Raw genomic sequence first — 22,023 nt, forward strand, 5'->3', positions numbered from 1 at the left:
CCCGCGAGACGAGTCATCCACTTCTAATCCGACGGTCCGGGGTTCGAATCCCTCGGGGCGCGCTCCTCTCACCAGTCCAGATGCCCCCTGAGCTGGGCTTCTGCTGATCACGCCCTGATCGCATGTGCAGCCGTACGCCGCCGGATGCAGCCCCAGGCGACCACTCCCGGAACATATCCGGATGATCATGGCCACGTTTCCCACAGGTCGCCAGGCGGATCCTGACAGCTTCCGGAATGATTCCGAGCCCTCCCGAGCACAGCGAAGGATCCCGGCGGCAACCGAGATTCTCCGGTCACGGGCGTATCGTGCACCTTGTGTTCGCCGTGGAAACAGGGCGGAAGCGGCTCAGTACTCGAGAACGCCGTGAGCGGCCACGATGTCACTCGACGCGTTAGGCCGCACATCGGTGATGCGCTCGGCCAGTAGCAGCGCAGCGGCAAGCCCGCCCTCCGACTCGTCACCAACCAGCCCGAACTCGACCCGGTCGGCCAGGTAGTCCTCCGGGATGCCGTCCTCGTCGCCGGGAAACAGCGGATCGAAGGACAGGATCCTACGGCCGTCGGCGTAATGCTCGAAGGACGCGAGCCTGTTCACGTTGACGAAGACGCTCGCCGTAACCGTCCCGGCCGACAAGGATCGCAGCACCTCGTCCAGCGTGCCGGCGTAGCCGTTGTCTTCGCTCAGAATGGTGCCACCCTCGGCTGACCGGGCAGAGATGAGGCCCTCCTCGATGTCGCCTTCCTCGTCATCGCCGTCGAATACGTCAATGCCAAGGCGGGCCAGCGCCTCGTGCGGGGTAAGGCCGCGGACGAATGTCGCGCAGAACGCATCGTCATCGAGCCAGTCGTAGCCGCTCATGAAAATCCCGTTCTCTCTAGGGACAGATCATGGGGATTCTGGCATGCGGGTCCGACGAAAAGTCTGTACAACCTTGAGAGGCGACGTCGCGGGTCATCCTCGCGTGCCGACGTCCTGAGCACGGCCCACATGCCGACAGCCTGACCTGGACGGCTCGGCGGCCAGTGCACAGTCAATCAGCGCCAGCTAGATTGCTGTTGTGGCCGACCCCTCCGACGAATCCGGGCACAAGCAGGGCCGCTGTGATGACGCATGGACGGGATGGTTCATTCTCATCGGCGGCCCGGTTGTCTTGTTCGTTTGCCTTCACGATCTCCTGGCCGGCGACGACTCCGTAGGGGGAGTAATCGGCGGCACCGCCGCCGCCTACATCTGGTGGCATCACTTCAAGATCTTCTGGCGCCACCTCAAGAAGAACCGATCTCGCGACCGCTAGCAACAGGGCGACGGCGAACCCGGAGAGGAGCGCTGAGGTGTCCGAGCGAACGGCCGGCCACGCATACATCTCACGCACACGAGGTCGGTCATCATGCGGCTCTCCGCCAACTCGCCAACCGGCTGGTGGGAATCCTCCACGGTTGCCTGAAAACAGGCGCCAAATACGACGAAGCAACCGCGTGGTCGCATCGCGCGGGAGGCGAACCGAAGAAGACGTCTGAGATTGCAGCTTGACATCTAAGCGCATGGGATGTCTGGGGGCCGGCCCCCGGCCGGCAGAGGCCCGGACCGTCCCGTGCGCAGACCTCGCCCTATCCACCCGTCCGCGCGGTGAGGCACGCCTCAGATTTGACGCACCCTCTGTTCAGGGAAGCCAGCATCGTGCGGGAATGGCTGTCTCCCGGTGCTTTCCTTCACCATCGGCCTCGACGAACCATGCGTTTCGACCGGGAAGGACGCTGAGGACTTCATGAAGTCGAGTGCCCACATAGTGGAGAGCAACGCCGTCTTCAGTTGCGTAACCGGCTGGGAGAACGCCTTCGCCGATGAGCCGGCGGAAACGAGACCGCCTGGGCTGGTCGCCTAAGTCGTCGTGGACGCCGTTGCTGAACGGCAGGAAGCCCAAACCGTCGTCGATGGGATCCAGGTCGTCCCCGAAGGAGTCGGTCACTCCGCCCAGGTGCCAGCACAGGCTGCCCGCGCTCTGACCGGCCAGCACCACACCCGCCTCCCAGCACTCTCGCAGGATCGCATCGAGGCCGTGAGCCCGCCACACCGCCAGCAGATTCACCACACTGCCCCCGGCTACGAAGATCACATCTTGGGACAGAAGATGGGACCGTACGTCGGGGACGTTCGGCTGAGTGAACAACTGAAGATGAGTCAGGTCCGCGTCTCCGAATGAACTCCCCCGCACGTACCAACTATCAATGTGCTCTCGTGAGTCCCCGACAGCCGTGGCGATGAGGCACATTCGCGGCTTGCGTACGCCTGACAACTGCATCGCCTGCCAAATCTGAACGCCTGGATGCCGGAAGCCTTCAGGGGGATACAGCACCCCCGAACATGCCAGGATCTGCGGTCGTCTCTTCACAAGCACATCCTCCGACTGATCACGCTCGGCGGCCGGACAAGCGGCCTGGGGCCGGCCGCCGGCAACTCAGGACGCCTGCCGTGCGAAAACGACCTGCAATGCAGGAGTGTTCATAGCCGTTCAGGACGGACCGCCCATATCCGCTGATCCGCATTGAACCATCCGGAACAGCCCGAGGGCGATCTTTTGAGACGGGGCGCGCAGGTAGCCGAAGGGCTCGAGAGTTATCACGGCATCGTCGCTCACGCGATTTTCAGGGGATGATTTTGCTATCGGCCGTCCTCCGTCATCCGGCCGAGCAGCTCAGGCCCTGTGACCCACCCTGGCTGACGACCGCAAGAGAGCCTCTGACCTGCGATAGCGCAAGTCAGGGGCTCTTTTTGGTCCGGTGGTGTTCGGCTGACACGGGCCGCTCGTGGCCGGGTCGGCCTGCGGTGCGGCGAGGTGTTCCGCACCGCAGGCCATAGGTGCGGGCTATCTGTTCCAGGCCCACTTCTGGTTGGTGCCGCCGTGGCAGGAGTACAGCTGGATCTTGGTGCCGTTGCCGGTGCCCTGTCCGACGGCGTCGAGGCACAGCCCCGACTGGACGCCCTGGATGCTGCCGTCGGAGTTGACGCGCCACTTCTGGTTGTCGCCGCCCCAGCAGCCGTAAACCTGGACCTTGGCGCCGTTGCCGGTGCCGGCCGCGTCCAGGCACTTGTTGCCGTACACCCGGATCTCACCGGCGGAGGTGGACGTCCAGGTCTGGTTGGTCTGGCCGTTGCAGTCCCACAGCTGCACCTGGGTGCCGTCCGCGGTGCTCGCCCCGGTCACGTCCAGGCACCTGCCGGAGGCCGTTCCCCTGATCGGCCCACTGCCACCACCGGAGGTCGGGGTCACGGTCGGGCTGGGTGACGGGCCACCGGGAGACGGGCTGGGGGACGGGGACGAGGTACCGCCGTCGAGCGTGAGGTTCTTCTGCTGCACCTGCCACTGGGTGTTGCACAGGCCGCAGTTGGGGCCGACGAAGTTGGCGCCGGCCGTCGTGTCGCCCTTCAGCCGCCACTTGAGGTACAGCACCGCCACGCGGCCGAACTCGCCGCCGTTGGTCTGGTCGTAGGTGCCGCCGTGTCCGACGTTCAGATTGCCCATGAACGCGGGCAGCCCCGCCGGCAACTTGCCCCAGTCGTCGACGGCGTTCGGGTAGGCGATGTCGCTGGGCCCACCGATGAAGTAGGCGATCGGCTTCGTCAGCCGGCGGAGCTGGTAGTCGTCGGAGTCGTTCAGCAACCCGCTGCTGAAGATGGTGGTCGTGGTGACACGCGAGTCGTTGGAGACGGCGTAGGCCTCCAGCCCTCCGCAGGACCAGCCCCCTACGGCGATCTTGCTGGTGTCGAGCCTGCCGTTGTATTTGCTGCCCTGGCGGCTGTTCTCCGCGACCGCCCAGTCCATGGACTGCGTGAGCATTTGGGACGTCGTCGAACCGGAGCCGTTCGGGCTGCCGCTGGCGATGACCAGGAACCCGTGCGAGGCGATCTCGCGGAGGAAGTTCAACTGCCCCGTCCCGTTGGCGGAGCAGCCTCCGTTGCCCCAGACGAAAATGGGGAGCTTCTCGGACGGGAGGGTCCCCGGCCGATAGATGGTGTGATTGGGCAGGCTGGTGGAGGTCTCGTAATCGGCCGGATAGGGGCCCGAGCCACCGACCGCCGCGGCGGCCGGCGTCATGGTGAGCGCCACTATTCCGGCGCAGAGTGGGGCGACCGCGGCCGCCAGCACTGCGCTGATGAACGAGCGTTTTCTCATTTCGCCCTCCGAGGTGTCACAACGGCGCTCTATGTCGGATGTGGCATGCGCGGCGCACGCCGACGGATCCCGACAATGGCGCGACAACGTCCACCGCGGTCAGGCTCATCGGCGCCAACCGGATTTGCAGATCGATATGGCGGACCATCGACCGCGAGTTTGCGCCTGTGTCGGGCGGAACGAGCCGATGGGGAACAGCGTGCAGTTACTATCACTGCGGTAATACAAAGTGTCAAGCGACCGCACTCGGCACGTCAGGTGGTGCGCGCGCAGACCGGAAACGCCACTGACACACTCGAATCCGGGGGTGGCCGGTCAACCTCCGGGCCGGTGTCGGCGTTCCCCTGCCCGGCGCCGGGAGGACGGACCGGTGCAGGCGGCTCCGGCGCAGGTCACAGCGCCTGGCCGGCCGACGCTCCGGCGCAGTCCCAGCGGACGGCGGCCAGGCGGGAAGCCGGCACGTCACGGCGGTCACGAAACGCGCCCCGTCGGCCGGGCAGCCGTTCGGGGGCGTGAAAGTTTCTTTTAGCCGTCCCCGCCGGCCGGGGCCGATATTGAATTCTCCGATGCCTGGAAGTGGGTGATCCAGGAGGCGGCGTCCGGCCAGTACGGCGTAACAACCTGGATGAGCCGCGCCTCGGCGAGCGAGCCGAGAGCGGAATGGATCTCCAGCATGAGCTCCCTGGCAGCCTGGCGGGGCCACGGTGCCGGCAGGAGATGCTCGGGAAGGTTCGGGTCGACGTCCGGAAACTTCCGCCAGGAATCCATGACGGAGGTCCGGGCCACCAGCGCCCCGGTCGCGTCGATCTGCCCGTTGCGGACGGCCGTACGCAGGTCCGAGTACTGCGCGATGAAATCCTCGTAGGCCGAGGCGAGACCGGCCAGATCGTAGGCGGCGGCCGGACCGTGCGGGCCGGCCTCCTCGTCGAACCGGGTGTGCATCACCGACCATCGACCACCGTCGACGTCGTCCAGGATGGCGTGCAGCGCCTGGGTCACCGGGCCGGAGTCGGTTCCTGGCCGGATCCACACGCTGTCGTACAGCCGCGCGAAACCCAGCGAGCCCAGCGCCTTGCGGACCGCGTGCCGTGGAGCCTGACCGGACTGTGCCTGACCCGACTGTGCTTGACCGGATTGGGGGATCGAGAAGGAGACGGTCACCCAGTCGCCGGTCCATTGCGGTGGGCGTGCGCCGAAGCTCAGGAAGTGATCCATGCGGGAGCGATGCCTGGCGATCGCCTGAGGCGTGAGGTGATACACGGGCGGCCGTCCGGATCCCCGCACGGCGATCAGGCCACGCTTGGTCAGCCGGGACAACGCGGCCCGCGCGCTGGGCTCGCTGATGCCGAACTCCCCGAGCATCGCGACCACCGCCATCGAGGGAAGACCCGCATCCGAGGAGTCGAGGTACTCGCCGAGCAAGGTCGTCAACAGGTGCTGCGGATTGGGACCGGCCTGCGCCCGGGGGGCTCCGACATCGTCCGGGGGCACATGGACACTCACGTCATCAGCTTGCCTCACGACTTGCCACTGGCGTTTTCACTCGCCACTCGTCTGCGAGGGCCACAGGGGCGGCGTCACCGCGCGGTGATCCTCGGTGGTCCCGACGGGCCTGGTCGCCCAGAGAGCGATCGTGATGTAGACAATCTGCTCCGGGATTCTGAGCCACAAGGGTGTGGCCGGATCGCCGTTCAGCGGTACGCCCTCGATCGCGGCGTAGACGTTCGCCGGAACAAGCACGACGAACAGCAGCGCAAGGCAGACGCCGGCGGCGGAGCGGGTCGCGGTGACGACCAGACCCAGGGCGCCGAGCAATTCGAGCACACCGGTCGCGTAGACCATCAAATCCGGGAACGGCACGAAGGGCGGAACCATGGCTGTCAGGTCCGCATGACTCGGCATCACCGTAACGGTGTCGGGGACGAAGTGCGCGCTTCCGGTGAGCACGAGCATCACAGCCAGCGCGTGCGCCGCGCTGATCCGCCAAGTGGCGAAACGGGTGAGGCCGAGCAGGCCCAACAGACGAAACCCCAGCCAGGGGGCGAGGAGAAACATGAGGCTTACGAGCATGATCGTGCTTTCTGTCGGTGAGTCGTCGTGTGACCGAGCCGATGACTTGGCAGAGCCGGCCGCTCGGCGGGACCCGAACGGGGGCGAGTGATGGGCCGCCGACGGGGCGGCGGCCGTCGCGGCGATCGCTAGGCGGTGAAAAAGACGGTGGCGCCGGAGGCGTTATGTACGGACACGAGGAACCCTCCGCCGGTCGTCCGGGTCGTGATACCGCCGTCTTCGACGGTCTTACGGGCGGCGGTGACGTCCTCGACCCGGACGGTCACGGCGGCCAGGTAGGACAGAGCCGGTGCGGGCTCCCCGGGTAGCACCTCGCCCGCGTCCGATGCCCGGACGATCTCCAGCCGGCCGGCCGGCAGTTCCAGCACGGTCATCAAGCCCTGCTGCCGGGGCTCGGCCCTGAGCAGGCATGCGTACCGGTCCCTGATCACATCGAACTCAGAATCGCCGGCCACGATCAGCACCGCGTCCAGGCTCCGGGCCCCGTTGGGGTGGACGAGGTAGCGCGGCTGGTGCACGTACTGACGGGTGAGGTGCTGGGCGATGCCGAGATATCCCTCGGAGGTCGTACGGGGATCGAGGTGCAGGGCGCGGGCACGTACGGTGCGGGGGCCGTCCTCGGTGTCGACTTCGCGCTTCAGGTCCAGGACGCCTGAGGTCCGCAATCCGGTGCCAGTCAGCCGCAGGTCGGCAATCTCGGCGTCGTCCGTATCGAAGTTCAGGAGCCGGAACCCCTCGTACTGGTCGGCGATCTCCCTGGTATGCCAGGGGTCGGGCGCGGTCTCGTCCACGATGCCCAGCAGTTCGATGTAACCTCCGCCGAACAGGACGCACCGGTTGGCCGTGCACCCGGGCACCGGCTCGTCACCGGGACGCTCACTCAGCAGGTGCCGGGAACGCGGGCTCAGGGTGAAGCCACACGAAATGTAGGCCTGCTCCAGCCGCTCCAGGTCGCGGGTCAGAATTCCGACGTGGTGGAAACCGTGGATGTCACCTTTCATGCGGCCATCCTGCGTCGGCCGCTGTCTGCCGTCCCTCAGGAACGAACCCGACGCCGCGATCCGACACCGGGATACCCTGAACAGGTGGATTCGGTCACGCTCGATTCGCTCGACCTGAAACTGCTCCATGCACTCCAACTCGACGGACGCGCTTCGTTCAGCAAGATCGCCGAAGTCCTCGAAGTCTCCGACCGCACCGTGGCCCGGCGCTTCGCGCGGCTGCGCGCTACCGGTGCCGCCCGGGTCTCCGGGGTCGTCGCCGGCAGCAGGACCGGTCATGGCGAGTGGCTGGTGCGCCTTCGTGTCGTGCCGTCCGACTCCGCGGACCTCGCCCAGGCATTGGCACGTCGTCCGGAGACCGCCTGGGTGACCGTTGTGTCGAGCGGGACCGAGATCGTGTTCATCCTCCGCACTCCCGGGCCGGCACCGCTCCAGGAGTTGACCCGCCACCCGCGCATCCGTGATGTGGCGGCTTATCGGCTGCTGCGCCACCTGATGGACGACTGCTGGCGCGGCCGGACCTCGGCTCTCACCGCGGAACAGATCGTCGCGCTACGGCCGCCCGCACCTGCCGATGGCGCCGCTCCGGTCGGCCCGCACGACCTCGACCGTCTCCTGCTGCCCGCTCTGGCCGTCGACGGCCGGGCCGCCTATCCACGGCTCGCCCGCCACGTCGGCTGGTCCGAGTCCGCCGTCCGGCGCCGCCTGGACGAACTGTGCCGGTCCGGAGCGGTCCGGTTCACCGTCGAGACGGACCCCGCGCTGTTCGGCTACACCGTGCAATGCCTGCTCTGGCTGACCGTCACACCCGCCCGGCTCGCCGCCGTCGCCCGGGACCTGTCCCGGGACGCCGAGGCGGCGTTCGTGGGCGCCATCACCGGCCCGCACAACCTGATCGCCATCGCCGTGTGCCGGGACGAGGACGCCCTCTACGCCTACCTCAGTGACCGGATCGGCTCTTTGGACGGCGTCGAACGCGCCGAAACCAGCCCCGTCACCGCCTACCTCAAACGCGTCGCCCCTGCTCTCTGAAAAAACTTCGCCCCGCCCCGGTGCGGCGGCCGGAGCCTCGCGCCTCGCCGACTCGTGACGCCCATCAGCGGACCGCGTGCCGTGGGGCCTGGCCGGACTGTGCCTGACCCGACTGTGCTTGACCGGATTGGGGGATCGAGAAGGAGACGGTCACCCAGTCGCCGGTCCATACGCACGACTCCGGTGCTGGACTCCTCGATCGATCACGCCGTGATCGCGGGTGCGGCCGTACGGAGTCCGATGCGACCCCCAGGCCGACTCGCCGGCGTCGGGTCTGCGGTAAGACACTCCTCCGTGGCAGTTGTGCCGGAACGCGGGTTTCGTGGAGCTCTCACCCCCGCTTCCGCCAGCGGAATCCGCCGCAGGTCCTTTGCGGGCTCAGGCGGAGTCACGGATGACCAGCCTGCAGGGGACCCTGTGGACACCGGGTGCGGGGTTGTCGTCGATGGCCTCCAGGAGGCGCAGGGCGGCGACGCGGCCGATCTCGGTCAGGTTGCTGTCGATCGTGGTGAGGGGGGGACGGGCGGCGAGGGTCATGGTGTCCCAGTTGTCGTAGCCGATGACGGCGACCTGCTCGGGGACCGGAACGCCGCGTTCGCGCAGCGTGTCGGTGACGCCGCGGGCGATCTGATCGTTGCCGCAGAAGAAGGCATCGGTGTCCGGCGCCATACGCAGCACCATCTCCGCGACACGCCGTCCCCAGGCCTCGCTCCAGTCGCCGAAGTGGGGCTTGCCGGTGACCAGCCGAAGTGAGGCGTCCGCGAGGAACTGCTCGGTGATGCGCGCCCGATCGGTGGCGGCGGCGTGGTGGGCCGGTCCCGTGACGTGCGCGATGCGGGTGTGCCCGGTGGCCAGCAGGTGGTCGACGGCCAGCCGGCACCCCTGCACGTCATCCGACACCACCGAGATGTCGTCCGGGTCGGTCGAGGGAGAGAGGGCGTAGACCACCGGCACGCCGTCGTGGACGCCGCCGAGCGGGGGGCGAGGGTCCGTCCGCCGGCCGGTCACGATGATCCCGTCGACGCGGCGGTCCATCAGGTTCCGCAGGTGGTGCTGCTCGCGGATCAGGTCGCCACGGGTGTCGCACAGCAGCACGGAGATCTTGCCGGCACCCAGCGCGTCCTCCGCGCCGAGCAGGACCGGGATGCTGAACCGGCCGATGCCGTCGGTGGTCATCAGGCCCACCGTCCAGCTGCGGCCGGTCTGCAGGCTCTGCGCCTGCTGGTTGGGGCGGAAATCGAGGGTCTGGACGGCGTCGAGGACCCGCTGGCGCGTTTCTGGACGCATACGCCCGGTTCCGCTGAGGGCCTTCGACGCCGTGCCCACGCTGACGCCGGCCAGTGCGGCGACGTCGCTGAGCGTGGCCCTCGCCTTGGTGACCGTACGGCCCGACTCCGACACACGCAATCCTTTGCTCTTCATCCCCGCTGCGGCCATGATCCCACCGCTTTCTCGTCTTGGCCAATCATGTGCGGACGAGAACTCACCTGGCTGGCAGTCTTGACGCCCAGACAGGTTCACCGTACGTTTCCGGCTTGAAAAACGTTTGCGCATAGTTGCTCAACTCGGATTGTGCGCTGCGTCGTCGTGACCGCCGCACAGGCACCGATCTGGGGAATTCCATGTCCCGCGAATCTGCCGTCCTCTCCGCGACCGGCGCGGTCGAGGACTGAGGCCATGGTTACCCGGCCGGTACCCGTGGACGCGGCCGCCGGCGATCGGCGGTCGGCGTCGAGCCACCCTCGTCACCGGCCGACGACCCCCGTGGTCCGCTCCCCACACGACCACCCCCCAACCACTCCTCAGGAGAGCGCAGTGAAGACGACCAAAACCAGAGCCGGGCAGGCCGCCGCCCTGCTCACCTCGCTCGCGGTGACCGCAGCCGGCGCCACCATCGCCGCCGCTCCCGCCCACGCCGCCGCGAGTGCCTCGACCACCCTGGTGGTCAGCGCGAACCAGCCTTTCCGCCCGGTGACGCATGTGGCCAGCGGCTCGCTGTACGGCCTTGCGGACGCGACGAATCCGGCGGACAACCTGGCCCAGGCCATTAAGCCGAACACCTTCGTCCAGAAGCCGCAGGGCGGCAAGCAGCAGCCGACGGGCGACATCCTGACCGTCGCCCCGAAGGCGGCCAGGGCCGGCGCGAAGGTCGTGAACCGGCTGTCCGACGTCTACGCGGGCTGGCCGTACCAGTTCAGCTGGAGCAACTGGTTCAGCCTGGTCGACCAGCAGATCGCGCAGACGAAGGCGTCAGGCATCACCAACCTGGCCGCCTACGAGCTGTGGAACGAGTCGGACAACACCTGGAAGTCGTCCAACGGCACGTACGAGGACTTCTGGACCAGGACCTACCGAGAGGTGCGGGCCAAGGACCCGACGACCCCGATCCAGGGGCCGAGCTTCTCGGACAACATCAGCGACATGGACAACTTCCTGCGGAACGCGGTCGCGACCAACACCGTCCCCGACATCATCGCCTGGCACGAGCTGATCAGGTCGTCGAAGATCGCCGGTGACATCGCCACGGTCGTCAACCTCGAGAAGAAGTACGGCATCAGCCCGCGCCCGATCGCCATCGAGGAGTACGCCGCCCCGTCCGAGGTCGGCGTCCCCGGCGCCCTCGTCGGTTACATCGCCAAGTTCGAGCGGCTGGGCGTCCGCGACGCGGAGCTGGCGTTCTGGAACCAGTCCGGCACGCTCGGCGACCTGCTCACCGGCCGGGGCGGCTCCCCCAACGGCGCCTACTGGCTCTACAAGTGGTACGGCGACATGAGCGGCAACATGGTCACGACCACCCCGCCCGCGCAGACCGGCATCGACGGCGCCGCGGCGATGAACAGCGCGGGCAACCAGCTCAGCGTCATCGTCGGAGGCGGCTCCGGCGACAGCGCCGTGGCGATCAACGGGCTCGGCTCCTTCGGCGGAACCGTCCACGTGAAGGTCGAGTACACCCCCTCGCCCGGGCGTACGGTGGCCGTCTCAGGCCCCAGCACACTGGCCGAGTCGAACTACACCGTGAACAACGGCTCCGTCACCGTGCCCATCCCGGCGATGAACGCCACCTACGGATACCACCTGGTCGTCACGCCGGGCAGCGGCAGCGGCAACCCCGGCACCTCGCTGGCCGGGTCCTACCAGATCAAGAACGTGAACAGCGGCCTCGCCCTGGACACGCAGAATTCCGGCACCGCCCAGGGCACCCTGGTCGACCAGGCCACGCCCTCGTCCGGCAACACCCAGACCTGGACCCTCGTCGACGCCGGCTCCGGCCTCTACAAGATCGCCAACAGGGCTAGCGGCCTGGTCCTCGGCATCACCAACATGAGCACCGGCAACGGCGGGACCGCCCTGATCTGGGGCGACAGCGGCACCGCCGATCACCTGTGGTCGTTCACATCCGACGGGGCCGGCCACTACAAGATCCGCAACTACAACAGTGGCCTGCTGCTCGGCGTGAACGGCATGAGCAAGTCCTCCGGTGCCCAGGTCCTCCAGTGGGAGGACAACGGCACCGCCGACCACCTCTGGACTCTCACGGCCCGCTGAGGCGGCCGGACGGCGTCACCCGGCAGGCCGGCACGTTCTCCGGCCGGGCGGACGCCATCCCGCCCGCCGCCGGCGCCCTGCGGCATGCCGGAGGGCGCCGGGTGCGGCCAGGTCAGGAGAGGGTGTCCTTGACCACGATCTGGCCGTCGTCGATCACGAATTTCTGGTTGTTGTTGGGCACGCACTGCCACAGGTACACCGGCGCGAGGTTGGCGCGGCTGTTGGTGACGTCCAGACAGATGCGGTTGCCCGTGTTGAGGGTGGACTTGAGGATGATCTGCCCCCTCTGGAGGACCCAGAGCTGGTTGGCGTTCCCCAGGCACTGCCACTGGTACACGCGGGTGCCGTTGGCGCGGCCGTTGGAGGCGTCCAGACACATCTCCTGGGCCTTACCGATGGTGTCTTCCACCTTGATGAGGCCGTCCTGGAAGACGAACTTCTGGTTGGCGTTGTTGTTCTGGCACTCCCACAGGTACATCTGCGTACCGTTGCCACGATTGTTGCTGACGTCGACGCACGCCGGGGGGCCGACCCGGGCGGGGTCGCCGGTGTGCCGGCCGGCGGAGGCCATGGCGGGCACGGTGGTGACCGCACCCACCGCGGCGGAGATGACGGCGACGGCGAGCAGACGGTGAGCAAGCATGGTTTGCCTCCGAGAGAGTTGATCGAGACGGAAGCACCATGGCATCACTCACTGTCATCAATCAATTACCAGGCGTCCGCGTCCTGTTGCGCGCCGCGACTTGGGGCGCGGCGACGGCGGCATCCGTGGGATCCGAGATGGAAGCGGCCGTCGACTTCCCGGCCGCGGGACTCCGCGCCGGCGCAGTCCGGCGCCTCACTCATAGCCGCCGCGCACAGAAGCGCAGACATATCGGGGTGATTGCCGCGATACAGTCCGGCCGTGTCCCTCCCCCCGCTGGCAAAATCCGTCTCGCTGAGCCGAGCGTGGCTTGCCGTTGTCGTTCTCGCCGCCCTCTTCGTCGGCGGTTTCATCGCGACCCGCCTGCCTTTCGGCGCCGTGCCGCTCCGCGTGGCCGAGGGTCACGCGTTCCTCATGGCAGAGGGCAGGAAGGGAGCTTTCCAGGCAGACAACGGAATAAGCGCAAGCTTTTATGACAACGTGGTGTGGACGGACGCCGGTCAGCCCACGGTGGGCGGCCGCCCCTCGTGTCTCTGGGACGACCGGACGAACAGCCCACGACCCGCGGGTGCCAGGGTCGAGGCGGGCTACCGATGGGTCAGGACACCGGATGGAGTGAGCCTGCCCATCGTGGCCTGGATGAAGTGCCGATAGCGCCGGGTCCGGAGGAGGGGCCGGCGCGTATCGCCGTGGCGACCAGGAAGGTCAGAAGATGAAGATCGCTGTCATCGGCGGGACCGGCCTCATCGGATCCCGGGTCGTCAAGATCTTGAGCACCCGCGGGCACGAGGCGGTGCCGCACTCGACGTCCACCGGCCTGGACCTGCTCAGCGGCAGGGGCCTGCCCGAGGCGCTGACGGGGGCCGACGTCGTCGTCAACGTGACGAAACCGCGGACCTTCGACGAGGCCTCGCCCGCCTTCTTCCGGGAGACGATGGACAACCTGCTGACCGGCGCCGAGGCGGCCGGCGTCGGCCATGCGGTCATCTTGTCGATCGTGGGCGCCGACCTGGTGCCCGGGTCGGTCCACTACCGGGCGAAGGTGCTGCAGGAGGACATCCTCAAGGCCGGCCCCGTTCCGTACTCGATCGTGCGTTCCACCCAGTTCTTCGAGTTCATCGACACGGTGTTGTCCTGGACCTCCGGCGAGGACACGGTCCGCCTGCCCGCCACCCTCATGCAGCCCATCGCCGCGGCCGACGTCGCCCGGGCCGTGGCCGATGTCAGCGTGGGCGTCCCGCTGCGCGGCACCCTGGACATCGCCGGCCCCGAGGTCATCGCCGAAACCACCTATCGGGAGTGGCTCGCGCGCTGACGGAACAGCGCCCCGGCCGCACGAACGGCGCCGCCCCCGAGCGGCGCGCGGTCCGCGCCGAGGTGTCACAGGAGGTGTCACAGTTCGGCACGTCGCCCTGTCTTCGAGACGACCGTACGTCGCGAGGTGACAGGAGCAGACCTTGCCCCCAGCAGGCACCACGATCCGGATCCGAATCCGGATGAACGCACGCGCCATCGACGAGCCGCACCGCGTGTCGAGCCAGCTCGAACTTCTGTTCGACCTCACCTTCGTGGTCGCGGTCGCGGCCGTCACCGCGCAGTTAGCGCACGACATCGCCGACGGTCACGGCCTGGCCGGGCTGGTGCCGTTCCTCCAGGTGTTCTTCGCGATCTGGTGGGCGTGGATGAACTTCACGTGGTTCGCCTCGTCCTACGACACCGACGATGTCGCCTACCGGCTGCTGACCATGGTGCAGATGGCCGGTGTGCTGGTCCTCGCCGCCGGCGTCCCCGCCGCGGCGAGCCACTCCTACTATCGGATCATCACCCTGGGCTACCTCGTCATGAGGCTCGGCCTCGTCGCCCAATGGCTGCGGGCCGGTCTCGAAGACCCGGTGAGGCGCCACACCGCGCTCCGCTACGCCGGGGGCATCACCCTTCTGCAGATGGGCTGGCTGTCGCGGCTCGCCCTGGTGGAGACGAAAATCCTGCCCTCCTCCTTCGGCCTGCCGTTCTTCGTCTGCCTGGCCGCCCTGGAGCTCGCGGTGCCGTGGTGGGCGGAGCGGGCCATGGCCACCAACTGGCACCCGCATCACATCGCCGAGCGCTACGGCCTGTTCACGATCATCCTGCTCGGCGAGAGCGTGCTGGCCGCGAGCAGGGGGGTCGGAAGAGCACTCGTTGCGGACGCCGTCGGCGGCCGCTTCGTCGTGATCGCCGCCGCCGGTCTCATCCTGCTGTTCGCTCTTTGGTGGCTGTACTTCCTCGGACCTGCGGGGGACGGTCTCACCGACCGCCGCCATCGGTCCTATCTGTGGGGATACGGCCACTACGGCATTTTCGCCGCTCTCGCTGCCCTCGGCGCCGGGCTCGAGGTGGCGGTGGAGAAGAGCGGGCACGACGTCGTGGCGTCGCCGACGGCGCTCGGCTACGCGGTCGCCGTTCCGGTGGCGGCGTATCTGGCCCTGCTGTGGGCGGTGCACGTGCTCGTCATCGCGGAGTCGGTCATGTCGCCCGCCGCGGTGCCGGCGTGCGTGCTCATCGTCCTGATGCTGCCGCTCGCGGCGCCCTGGATCGGCGTGGCCGCCGTGGTCGGCGCGATCGCGGCCGTCTGCGTCCTGCTGGTCGCCGTCACCATCTGGACGGCGGCCACCGGGGTCCGCTCTGGAACGCGTGGCCATGACCCGAATTGAGAAGAACGCCGCGGCACCCGTCACACGCCGGGAGGCTGTCCGGTCTTAGCTGACGACCGGGTGGCAGCGAGGTGGCCCGGCGGACGGAAAGGGAACGCGATGAAGATCGTGGTGATCGGCGGAACCGGCCTGATCGGGTCGAAGCTGGTGACGAAGCTGGGCGAGCATGGCCACGAGGCGGTGGCGGCGTCGCCGAACACCGGCGTCAACACGCTGACCGGCGAGGGACTGGCCGAGGTGCTGGCCGGTGCGCAGGTGGTGGTCGACGTGTCGAACTCGCCGTCGTTCGAGAGGGCCGCGGTGCTGAGGTTCTTCGAGACCTCCACGGGCAACCTGCTCGCGGCGGAGGCGGCGGCGGGCGTGGGTCACCACGTCGCGGTGTCGATCGTGGGAACGGAGCGGATGCCGGACAACGGCTACTTCGCCGCGAAGATCGCCCAGGAGCAGCTGATCGAGAAGTCGGGGATCCCGTTCTCGCTCGTGCACTCGACCCAGTTCTTCGAGTTCGCCCGCGGCATCGCCGACGATGCCACGGTGGACGGCAAGGTGCACATGGCGCCGGTGCTCTTCCAGCCCATCGCGGGTGACGACGTCGCCCAGGCGGTCGGCCGGGCCGCGGTGGGGTCGCCGCTGAACGGCAGGGTCGAGATCGCCGGGCCCGAGCAGCTCCGGATGGACGAGTTCTTCCGGCAGGCGCTGGCCGCCTGGGGCGACCCGCGCGAGGTGGTCACCGACCCGCACGCGCGTTACTTCGGCAGTGAGCTGAGCGAGCGGTCGCTGGTTCCGATCGACGACGACGCCACCCTCGGCACGATCCGCTACCACGACTGGCTCGGCCGCGCCGGCGGCGGCAAGTAGACCGACGCCGTTCATAGGTGCGCCGCGACGACCGTGACCACGAAGTAGCGGCGCGGCAGGCGGCACCCGGGCGGGTCCCTCGAGCGGACCGCCCGGGCCGCCGCCGCGCCGCCGTCCTGGTCGCACACCGAGCAGGCCGCCTCGGTCATCGCGCCCCGCCCCGGCCGAGCCGGCCACACGACGCCGAGTGCTCCACACGACGCCGAGTGATCCACGAGACACGGAGAGAGGAACGATGACCGCTCCGGGCAACGACAACGAATTCCTGCACGAGCTCGAGATCGACATCGAGGCGGAGGTGATCCGGGTCGAGTCCAGCCACCCGGAGGAGGGCGTCGGCCTGCCGGTCACCGACTGGCTGTTCGATCCGACGGACGTCGAGCGCGAAGCGATCGGCCTGCGAGGCCTGCTCGACGCGGTCGAGGTGCTGGAAGACGGCCCCCGGTCCGGCGATCCCGCCCAGTAGAGGGCCCCCGTCGCGCGCCGGGCCGCATGCCCGGCCGCGGGCGTCATCGTCGGCCGCGCCCTCGACGCTCCGTTGCCGCGGTCGCGGCGGCGAGCAGTTCTTCCAGTTCGGCGAGGTCGCCGGTCTGCGCGGCGGCGAGGAACGTCCGTACGAGGCGCCGGTGCCCGACGGCGCTGACCGGGTTGCGCCGCTCGGTGGCGAGGTGGTCGCGGGCGCGTCGCACGAGTTGCCGCGCGTGGTCTTCGCTCAGGTGCAGGACCTCGGAGATCCTGCGGTAGGGGTAGTCGAAGGCCATGCGCAGCAGGTAGACCGCTCGTTCGGCGGGGGTCAGCCTCTCCAGAAGCATCCGGATCGCGGTGTCGACCGCCTCGTGCCGTTCGGCTGCCGTCTCGGGGCCCGCGGAGGGGTCCCTCGTCTCGGGCAGCCAGGAACCCGCGGAGGTCTCGCGGCGCCTGCGGGCGGACTGGGCGATGTTGATGGCGAGCCTGGTGGTGGTCAGCGCGAGGAACGCGGGAGGGTCGGCGACGATCGAGCGGTCGGTGCGGGCCCACCGCAGCCACGTCTCCTGCACCACGTCCTCGGCCTCGCCCACGTCGTGCAGGACGCGCAGGCCGATCGCGAACAGCCGGGGCGCGACGCCGGCGAACGCCGACGCGGCTCCGTCCCCTCTTTTGATCGGCCCGTCATCGATCGGGTTCGCGTGGTCTCCCTGCGACTCCAACAGGTTCATGGTCACGATCTCGGCTCCGTTCACTCACGGCATCCGGTGATGCCGCTGTGATCACGGTCGCCTCCGAGACCCCCTCATCGCGCCCCGGAAAGAGCGTGGTCCATACCCTGGCCCCGGATGTCAGGGGGTGCCCCGGGTGCCGGGGGCGCGGCTTCGCACCGGGATCGTGGCGCTGATCGTTATAGGCAAGATCACCCTTACCGCCGATAATGACCAGACCGGCGTTGATTGCCGGGTTGACAGGGGAAAGGTAGGCCGCGCGGCGATCCGAGGTGTAGCGCCGGTGGCCTCCGACGTTCGGCAGTCGACGGTCAACGGGTGAAGGGTCGGCGGGGCGGTGCCCATGGCTAGCAGAGGTTCCGAGTCGCCGCTTCGCGGGCGGCAGATCGAGTGCGAGACGCTGGACCAGCTCGTGGCGACGGTGCAGGCCGGCCACAGCTCGGTCCTGGTCCTGCGCGGCGAGGCAGGCATCGGCAAGACGGCCCTGCTCGAGTACGCGCGAGGCAGCGCGTCCGGCTGCCGGACGGTCAGAGCGGTGGGCGTCGAGTCCGAGATGGAGCTGGCCTTCGGCGGCCTGCACCAGCTGTGCGCCCCGTTCCTCGATCACCTCGGTCACCTTCCGGGCCCGCAACGCGACGCGCTCGGTACGGTGTTCGGCCTGAGCGCGGGGCCTCCGCCCGATCGCTTCCTGGTCGGGCTCGCGCTGCTCAACCTGCTCGCCGACGTGGCCGGGAAAGGGCCACTGGTCTGCCTCGTCGATGACGCGCAGTGGCTGGACGAAGTCTCCGCGCAGACCCTCGCCTTCGTCGCACGACGCCTGCTCGCGGAGCCGATCGGGCTGGTGCTCGCGGTGCGCGAGCACCACCTCGAACGAGAGCTGAGAGGTCTGCCGCACCTCGAAGTGGGACGGTTGAGCGACAGCGACGCCCGCGCCCTGCTGGACTCCGTGATCCCCGGGCGTCTCGACGAGCGGGTCCGCGACCGGATCGTCGCCGAAACGCAGGGAAACCCGCTGGCCCTGCTCGAGCTGCCGAGGGGGTTGACGGCGGCGGAGCTGGCGGGTGGGTTCGGGCGGCCCGACGCGCGACCGCTGGCGAGCCGGATCGAGCAGAGCTTCCTGCGGCGGATGCAGTCGTTGCCGGTCGAGGCGCAGCAGCTGCTGCTCATCGCGGCGGCCGAGCCGGTCGGCGATGTGACGTTGCTGACGCGAGCGGCGGAGCTGCTGGGAATCCAGGCGTCCGCCGCATCGCCGGCCGAAGCGGCGGGACTGATCACCATCGGGACCCGGGTGCGTTTTCGCCATCCGCTCATGCGCTCGGCGGCCTACCGCCTGGCCCCGGAGGATCGGCAGAACGTGCACCGCGCGCTGGCCGACGCGACAGATCCTCACACGGATCCCGATCGTCGAGCGTGGCATTTCGCCAACGCCACGACCGTCCCTGACGAGACGGTGGCCGCCGAGCTGGAGCGCTGCGCCGACCGGGCGCAGGCACGCGGCGGAGTCGCCGCGGCGGCCGCGTTCCTGGAACGGGCGGCCGAGCTGACCCCCGATCCCGCCCGCCGCGGCGCCAGGGCGCTGGCGGCGGCACGGGCCAAGCATCAGGCCGGTGGGTTCGACGCCGCGCTCGAACTGCTGGACGCCGCGGAGCTCAGCCCCCTGAACCCACGCGAACGCGCCCAGGCCGACCTGCTGCGCGGTCAGATCGTGTTCGCGGCCAGAAGCGCCGGCCCCGCCCTGCCCCTGCTGCTCAGAGCCGCCAAGCGGCTTGAGCCGCTGGACGCCGGGCTGGCTCGCGAGACCTATCGCGACGCGCTGTACGCGGCCATGACCGCCGGACGCCTGCCGAGCGGCGCTCAGTTACCGGATGTCGCCAAGGCGGCGCTCGCCGCACCGCCGGGACCCCCGCCGGCGCGCAACGATCTGCTCGTGAACGGCTTGGCCCTGATGACCGCTGAGGGTTTCGCGGCAGGCGTGCCGATGGTGCGGCAGGCCCTGGACGCGTTCCGCGCCGAAGACGTCTCCCGGGAAGAGGGCCTGGGCTGGCTCCCGCTCGCCAGCCGCATGGCCTTCAACATCTGGGAGTTCGACAGCTACCTGGCGCTCTCGGCGAGGCTGGTCGACCTGGCCCGCGAGACGGGGGCGCTGTCGGTGCTGCCGTCGGCCATCTTGCTGCACGTGTCGGCTCGGGTGCTGGCCGGCGAGCTGGCCGTCGCGGATTCGCTGGCCGCCGAGGCCGCGGCGATCGGTGAGGCGACGGGCAGCCGCTTCATCCCCCAGTACGTGGCCATGGTGATCGAGCCGTGGAGGGGACGGGAGGCCGCGGCACGCCAGGCCATCGACGCGGTCATCCGCGACACGGTCCTCCAGGGCGAGGGAAAGGTGCTGACCGCCACCCAGTGGGCGCGCGCGGTGCTGTACAACGGCCTCGGCCGTTACGAGGAGGCGTACGTCGCGGCCGAGCAAGGCTATGAGAACCCTCAGGAACTCGGACTGTCCATCAGGTCCATGGTCGAGCTCGCCGAGGCCGCCGCCCGGAGCGGAAGGCGGGCACGCGCCGCCGAAATGGCCCGGCGACTCGACGAGCTCGCACAGGCCAGTGGCACCGACTACGCCCTCGGCATGTCGGCGGCCGTGCGTGCCCAGGTGAGCGACGGACCCGCCGCCGAAGCCGGGTACCGCGAGGCGATCGAGCGGCTCGGCCGCACCAGGGTCCGGGTGACGTACGCCCGCGCCCGGCTGCTCTACGGCGAGTGGCTGCGCCGGGAGAACCGCCGCGTCGACGCGCGCGAGCACCTGGGCGTCGCGTACGAGGCGCTCAGCCAGATGGGGATCGAGGCGTTCGCGGAACGCGCCCGGCGAGAGCTTCAGGCCACCGGCGAGACGGTACGCAAGCGCAGCGTCGAGGCACGTGCCACTCTTACCGCTCAGGAGGCACAAATAGCGCGTTTGGCCGGTGACGGGCTGACGAACCCCGAGATCGGCGCTCAGCTCTTCATCAGCCCGCACACCGTCGAGTGGCACCTGCGCAAGGTCTTCACAAAGCTCGGCATCGGGTCCCGCAGGCAGATCAGCACCGCGCTGCTCGCGGGCACGGGGGTCACGGCCTGAGACTCGGCGGCCTCCCCTACGGCGATCCCGCCGAAAATCGCCTGAGAAAGTTCGTCGCGGGTGTCGAGAACGCGGAGCCGGCTCCGTCCCAGGGACATGAGCGGCCACCACGGGCCGCGCGACGAAAGGGAGAACCAGCATGAAGTACCTGCTGCTGAAGCACTACCGAGGCGGCCCGGCCCCCGTCGTCGACTACGGGTCGTTGGACCAGTGGACGCCGGAGGAGGTCGACGCGCACATCCAGTTCATGCGCGACTTCGCGGCCCGTCTGGAGGAGACGGGGGAGTTCGTCGGCGAACAGGCGCTCGCGCCCGAGGGCACGTTCGTACGGTATGACGGCGAGGGCCGCCCTCCGGTGACCGACGGTCCGTTCGCCGAGACCAAGGACCTCATCGCGGGGTGGATGATCATCGACGTGGACTCGTGGGATCGCGCGCTCGAGCTGGCCGGGGAGCTGTCCTCGGCTCCCGGGCCCGGCGGCGAGCCGATCCACGAGTGGCTCGAGGTCCGGCCGTTCCTCACCGAGCCGCCCACGGTCACCGAGTGAACGAGTCGCTGCTGCGGGAGCTCGTGCCCGCGGTCATCGCTGTCCTCGCCCGGCGCGGAGCCGACTTCGCGTCGGCCGAGGACGCCGTGCAGGAGGCCCTGATCCGGGCGCTGGACACCTGGCCGGACGATCCGCCGCGCGACCCGAAGGCGTGGCTCGTCGCGGTGGCGTGGCGCAGGTTCCTCGACGCCGCCCGTGCCGAGGCGTCGCGGCGGGGGCGGGAGCTCGCCGTGGAGGCCGAGCCCCCCGCCGGTCCGGCGCCCGTCGCGGACGACACCCTGCGGCTCTACTTCCTGTGCGCGCACCCCGCCCTGCCGCAGAGCTCGGCCGTCGCGCTGACACTGCGCGCGGTCGGCGGCCTGACCACGCGGCAGATCGCGACGGCGTACCTCGTTCCCGAGGCCACCATGGCGCAGCGGATCAGCCGGGCCAAGCGGCGGATCTCCGGGCTGCCGCTCGACCAGCCCGGCGATCTCGGGACGGTGCTGCGCGTGCTCTACCTCGTCTTCAACGAGGGGTACGGCGGAAACGTCGACCTGGCGGCCGAGGCGATCCGCCTCACCCGCCAGCTCGTCGCGTTGACCGACGAGCCCGAGGTCGCTGGGCTGCTCGCGCTCATGCTGCTGCACCATGCGCGCCGCGCGTCCCGCACGGGCCCGGGAGGCCGCCTGGTGCCGCTCGCCGAGCAGGACCGATCACGCTGGGACACCGGCCTGATCACCGAGGGAGTGGCGATCCTGCAGGCCGCGCTGGCCCGCGACCGGCTGGGCGAATACCAGGCGCAGGCCGCGATCGCCGCCCTGCACGCGGACGCCCGCTGCGCCGCCGAGACCGACTGGGTGCAGATCGTGGAGTGGTACGACGAACTGCTGCTCCTCACCGGCAACCCGGTGGTGCGCCTCAACCGCGCGGTGGCGGTCGGCGAGGCCGACGGGCCGCGGGCCGGCCTGGCGGCGCTGGCCGGCGTGGACCCCGCCCTGCCCCGCTACGCCGCGGTCACGGCATATCTGCGTGAACGCGCCGGTGACCTCGAGCACGCCGCCGAGCTTTACGCCGAGGCCGCCCGCGCCGCCACCAGCGTGCCGGAGCGCGACCACCTCACCCGGGAGGCCGCACGGGTGCGGCGACTGCCGCGTCCGTGACTGCGGCGTCCCTGG

The 22,023-nt window shown here is 69.3% G+C and carries 20 protein-coding genes; 10 read left to right on the forward strand and 10 right to left on the reverse strand.

All coding sequences use genetic code 11. From position 1 onward, the window contains the following. Nucleotides 1-348: 348 nt before the first annotated feature. Entirely contained in the window at nucleotides 349-861 is a 513-nt protein-coding gene (locus ACQPZZ_RS30885) for a DUF6461 domain-containing protein (protein ID WP_432924854.1), read from the reverse strand. Between the two features lie 199 nt (nucleotides 862-1,060). Here ACQPZZ_RS30885 and ACQPZZ_RS30890 point away from each other — a divergent pair, with 199 nt between their 5' ends. Further along, nucleotides 1,061-1,297, forward strand: coding sequence for a hypothetical protein (locus ACQPZZ_RS30890; protein ID WP_432934701.1), 237 nt, complete (start codon nucleotides 1,061-1,063; stop codon nucleotides 1,295-1,297). A gap of 366 nt (nucleotides 1,298-1,663) precedes the next feature. Here ACQPZZ_RS30890 and ACQPZZ_RS30895 read toward each other — a convergent pair whose 3' ends face one another. The 5 genes from ACQPZZ_RS30895 to ACQPZZ_RS30915 form a co-directional block, all read right to left on the reverse strand. Beyond that, a complete protein-coding gene (locus ACQPZZ_RS30895) occupies nucleotides 1,664-2,392 on the reverse strand; it encodes a Type 1 glutamine amidotransferase-like domain-containing protein (RefSeq protein ID WP_432924856.1) in 729 nt (242 codons plus the stop codon). Nucleotides 2,393-2,866: 474 nt separating this feature from the next. Next, nucleotides 2,867-4,174, reverse strand: a complete 1,308-nt coding sequence (locus tag ACQPZZ_RS30900; RefSeq protein ID WP_432924858.1) for a ricin-type beta-trefoil lectin domain protein — start codon at nucleotides 4,172-4,174, stop codon at nucleotides 2,867-2,869. 525 nt (nucleotides 4,175-4,699) lie between these two features. Next, a complete protein-coding gene (locus ACQPZZ_RS30905; RefSeq protein ID WP_432924860.1) occupies nucleotides 4,700-5,677 on the reverse strand; it encodes a PaaX family transcriptional regulator in 978 nt (325 codons plus the stop codon). 36 nt (nucleotides 5,678-5,713) lie between these two features. Further along, nucleotides 5,714-6,229, reverse strand: coding sequence for a DoxX family protein (locus ACQPZZ_RS30910; protein ID WP_432924862.1), 516 nt, complete (start codon nucleotides 6,227-6,229; stop codon nucleotides 5,714-5,716). 143 nt (nucleotides 6,230-6,372) lie between these two features. Beyond that, nucleotides 6,373-7,245 carry a VOC family protein gene (locus ACQPZZ_RS30915; RefSeq protein WP_432924864.1) on the reverse strand — a complete coding sequence of 291 codons (873 nt, stop codon included), beginning with the start codon at nucleotides 7,243-7,245 and terminating at the stop codon, nucleotides 6,373-6,375. A gap of 84 nt (nucleotides 7,246-7,329) precedes the next feature. On the opposite strand from ACQPZZ_RS30915, the gene ACQPZZ_RS30920 reads away from it, so the two are divergent. Beyond that, nucleotides 7,330-8,277: an Lrp/AsnC family transcriptional regulator gene (locus ACQPZZ_RS30920; protein WP_432924865.1), complete on the forward strand. Its 948-nt coding sequence runs from the start codon at nucleotides 7,330-7,332 to the stop codon at nucleotides 8,275-8,277. Nucleotides 8,278-8,655: 378 nt separating this feature from the next. Here ACQPZZ_RS30920 and ACQPZZ_RS30925 read toward each other — a convergent pair whose 3' ends face one another. Next, nucleotides 8,656-9,678, reverse strand: a complete 1,023-nt coding sequence (locus tag ACQPZZ_RS30925) for a LacI family DNA-binding transcriptional regulator (protein WP_432924867.1) — start codon at nucleotides 9,676-9,678, stop codon at nucleotides 8,656-8,658. A 414-nt stretch (nucleotides 9,679-10,092) separates the two neighbouring features. Between ACQPZZ_RS30925 and ACQPZZ_RS30930 the strand changes: the two genes are divergently transcribed. Beyond that, entirely contained in the window at nucleotides 10,093-11,823 is a 1,731-nt protein-coding gene (locus ACQPZZ_RS30930; protein ID WP_432924869.1) for an RICIN domain-containing protein, read from the forward strand. Nucleotides 11,824-11,935: 112 nt separating this feature from the next. Here ACQPZZ_RS30930 and ACQPZZ_RS30935 read toward each other — a convergent pair whose 3' ends face one another. Next, the gene (locus ACQPZZ_RS30935) at nucleotides 11,936-12,466 is read right to left on the reverse strand and encodes an RICIN domain-containing protein (protein ID WP_432924871.1); all 531 of its coding nucleotides are present in this window, start codon (nucleotides 12,464-12,466) and stop codon (nucleotides 11,936-11,938) included. A 712-nt stretch (nucleotides 12,467-13,178) separates the two neighbouring features. On the opposite strand from ACQPZZ_RS30935, the gene ACQPZZ_RS30940 reads away from it, so the two are divergent. The 3 genes from ACQPZZ_RS30940 (at nucleotide 13,179) to ACQPZZ_RS30950 (ending at nucleotide 16,014) form a co-directional block, all read left to right on the forward strand. Further along, nucleotides 13,179-13,781 carry an SDR family oxidoreductase gene (locus ACQPZZ_RS30940; protein ID WP_432924873.1) on the forward strand — a complete coding sequence of 201 codons (603 nt, stop codon included), beginning with the start codon at nucleotides 13,179-13,181 and terminating at the stop codon, nucleotides 13,779-13,781. Between the two features lie 181 nt (nucleotides 13,782-13,962). Further along, on the forward strand, nucleotides 13,963-15,156 hold the full coding sequence (locus ACQPZZ_RS30945) for a low temperature requirement protein A (RefSeq protein ID WP_432924875.1): 1,194 nt from the start codon (nucleotides 13,963-13,965) through the stop codon (nucleotides 15,154-15,156). Nucleotides 15,157-15,255: 99 nt separating this feature from the next. Then, nucleotides 15,256-16,014, forward strand: a complete 759-nt coding sequence (locus ACQPZZ_RS30950; RefSeq protein ID WP_432924877.1) for an SDR family oxidoreductase — start codon at nucleotides 15,256-15,258, stop codon at nucleotides 16,012-16,014. Between the two features lie 11 nt (nucleotides 16,015-16,025). On the opposite strand, the gene ACQPZZ_RS30955 is transcribed toward ACQPZZ_RS30950, so the two are convergent. Next, complete coding sequence (locus ACQPZZ_RS30955) at nucleotides 16,026-16,163, reverse strand: hypothetical protein (protein WP_432924879.1); 138 nt, start codon at nucleotides 16,161-16,163, stop codon at nucleotides 16,026-16,028. Between the two features lie 86 nt (nucleotides 16,164-16,249). Here ACQPZZ_RS30955 and ACQPZZ_RS30960 point away from each other — a divergent pair, with 86 nt between their 5' ends. Further along, nucleotides 16,250-16,480: a hypothetical protein gene (locus tag ACQPZZ_RS30960; RefSeq protein ID WP_363640691.1), complete on the forward strand. Its 231-nt coding sequence runs from the start codon at nucleotides 16,250-16,252 to the stop codon at nucleotides 16,478-16,480. Between the two features lie 43 nt (nucleotides 16,481-16,523). On the opposite strand, the gene ACQPZZ_RS30965 is transcribed toward ACQPZZ_RS30960, so the two are convergent. Continuing rightward, nucleotides 16,524-17,210 carry a sigma-70 family RNA polymerase sigma factor gene (locus ACQPZZ_RS30965; protein WP_432934609.1) on the reverse strand — a complete coding sequence of 229 codons (687 nt, stop codon included), beginning with the start codon at nucleotides 17,208-17,210 and terminating at the stop codon, nucleotides 16,524-16,526. Nucleotides 17,211-17,553: 343 nt separating this feature from the next. On the opposite strand from ACQPZZ_RS30965, the gene ACQPZZ_RS30970 reads away from it, so the two are divergent. From ACQPZZ_RS30970 to ACQPZZ_RS30980, 3 genes are all read left to right on the forward strand, one after another. Then, nucleotides 17,554-20,319: an AAA family ATPase gene (locus ACQPZZ_RS30970; RefSeq protein ID WP_432924881.1), complete on the forward strand. Its 2,766-nt coding sequence runs from the start codon at nucleotides 17,554-17,556 to the stop codon at nucleotides 20,317-20,319. Between the two features lie 139 nt (nucleotides 20,320-20,458). Further along, entirely contained in the window at nucleotides 20,459-20,866 is a 408-nt protein-coding gene (locus ACQPZZ_RS30975) for a YciI family protein (RefSeq protein ID WP_363640687.1), read from the forward strand. Then, a complete protein-coding gene (locus tag ACQPZZ_RS30980) occupies nucleotides 20,863-22,008 on the forward strand; it encodes an RNA polymerase sigma factor (protein WP_432924884.1) in 1,146 nt (381 codons plus the stop codon). The genes ACQPZZ_RS30975 and ACQPZZ_RS30980 overlap by 4 nt, the downstream gene beginning before the upstream one ends. Nucleotides 22,009-22,023 lie beyond the last annotated feature (15 nt).

Source organism: Microbispora sp. CA-135349, assembly GCF_050947365.1.
In the GTDB taxonomy this organism is placed as follows: Bacteria; Actinomycetota; Actinomycetes; order Streptosporangiales; family Streptosporangiaceae; genus Microbispora.

What these genes read in the sequence shown, in the direction of transcription:
- ACQPZZ_RS30900 (WP_432924858.1), bottom strand. Translation starts at nt 4,174, where the DNA reads ATGAGAAAACGCTCGTTCATCAGCGCAGTGCTGGCGGCCGCGGTCGCC.
- ACQPZZ_RS30935 (WP_432924871.1), bottom strand. Translation starts at nt 12,466, where the DNA reads ATGCTTGCTCACCGTCTGCTCGCCGTCGCCGTCATCTCCGCCGCGGTG.
- ACQPZZ_RS30945 (WP_432924875.1), top strand. Translation starts at nt 13,963, where the DNA reads ATGAACGCACGCGCCATCGACGAGCCGCACCGCGTGTCGAGCCAGCTC.
- ACQPZZ_RS30975 (WP_363640687.1), top strand. Translation starts at nt 20,459, where the DNA reads ATGAAGTACCTGCTGCTGAAGCACTACCGAGGCGGCCCGGCCCCCGTC.
- ACQPZZ_RS30915 (WP_432924864.1), bottom strand. Translation starts at nt 7,245, where the DNA reads ATGAAAGGTGACATCCACGGTTTCCACCACGTCGGAATTCTGACCCGC.
- ACQPZZ_RS30955 (WP_432924879.1), bottom strand. Translation starts at nt 16,163, where the DNA reads ATGACCGAGGCGGCCTGCTCGGTGTGCGACCAGGACGGCGGCGCGGCG.
- ACQPZZ_RS30960 (WP_363640691.1), top strand. Translation starts at nt 16,250, where the DNA reads ATGACCGCTCCGGGCAACGACAACGAATTCCTGCACGAGCTCGAGATC.
- ACQPZZ_RS30965 (WP_432934609.1), bottom strand. Translation starts at nt 17,210, where the DNA reads ATGAACCTGTTGGAGTCGCAGGGAGACCACGCGAACCCGATCGATGAC.
- ACQPZZ_RS30940 (WP_432924873.1), top strand. Translation starts at nt 13,179, where the DNA reads ATGAAGATCGCTGTCATCGGCGGGACCGGCCTCATCGGATCCCGGGTC.
- ACQPZZ_RS30910 (WP_432924862.1), bottom strand. Translation starts at nt 6,229, where the DNA reads ATGTTTCTCCTCGCCCCCTGGCTGGGGTTTCGTCTGTTGGGCCTGCTC.
- ACQPZZ_RS30970 (WP_432924881.1), top strand. Translation starts at nt 17,554, where the DNA reads ATGGCTAGCAGAGGTTCCGAGTCGCCGCTTCGCGGGCGGCAGATCGAG.
- ACQPZZ_RS30885 (WP_432924854.1), bottom strand. Translation starts at nt 861, where the DNA reads ATGAGCGGCTACGACTGGCTCGATGACGATGCGTTCTGCGCGACATTC.
- ACQPZZ_RS30950 (WP_432924877.1), top strand. Translation starts at nt 15,256, where the DNA reads ATGAAGATCGTGGTGATCGGCGGAACCGGCCTGATCGGGTCGAAGCTG.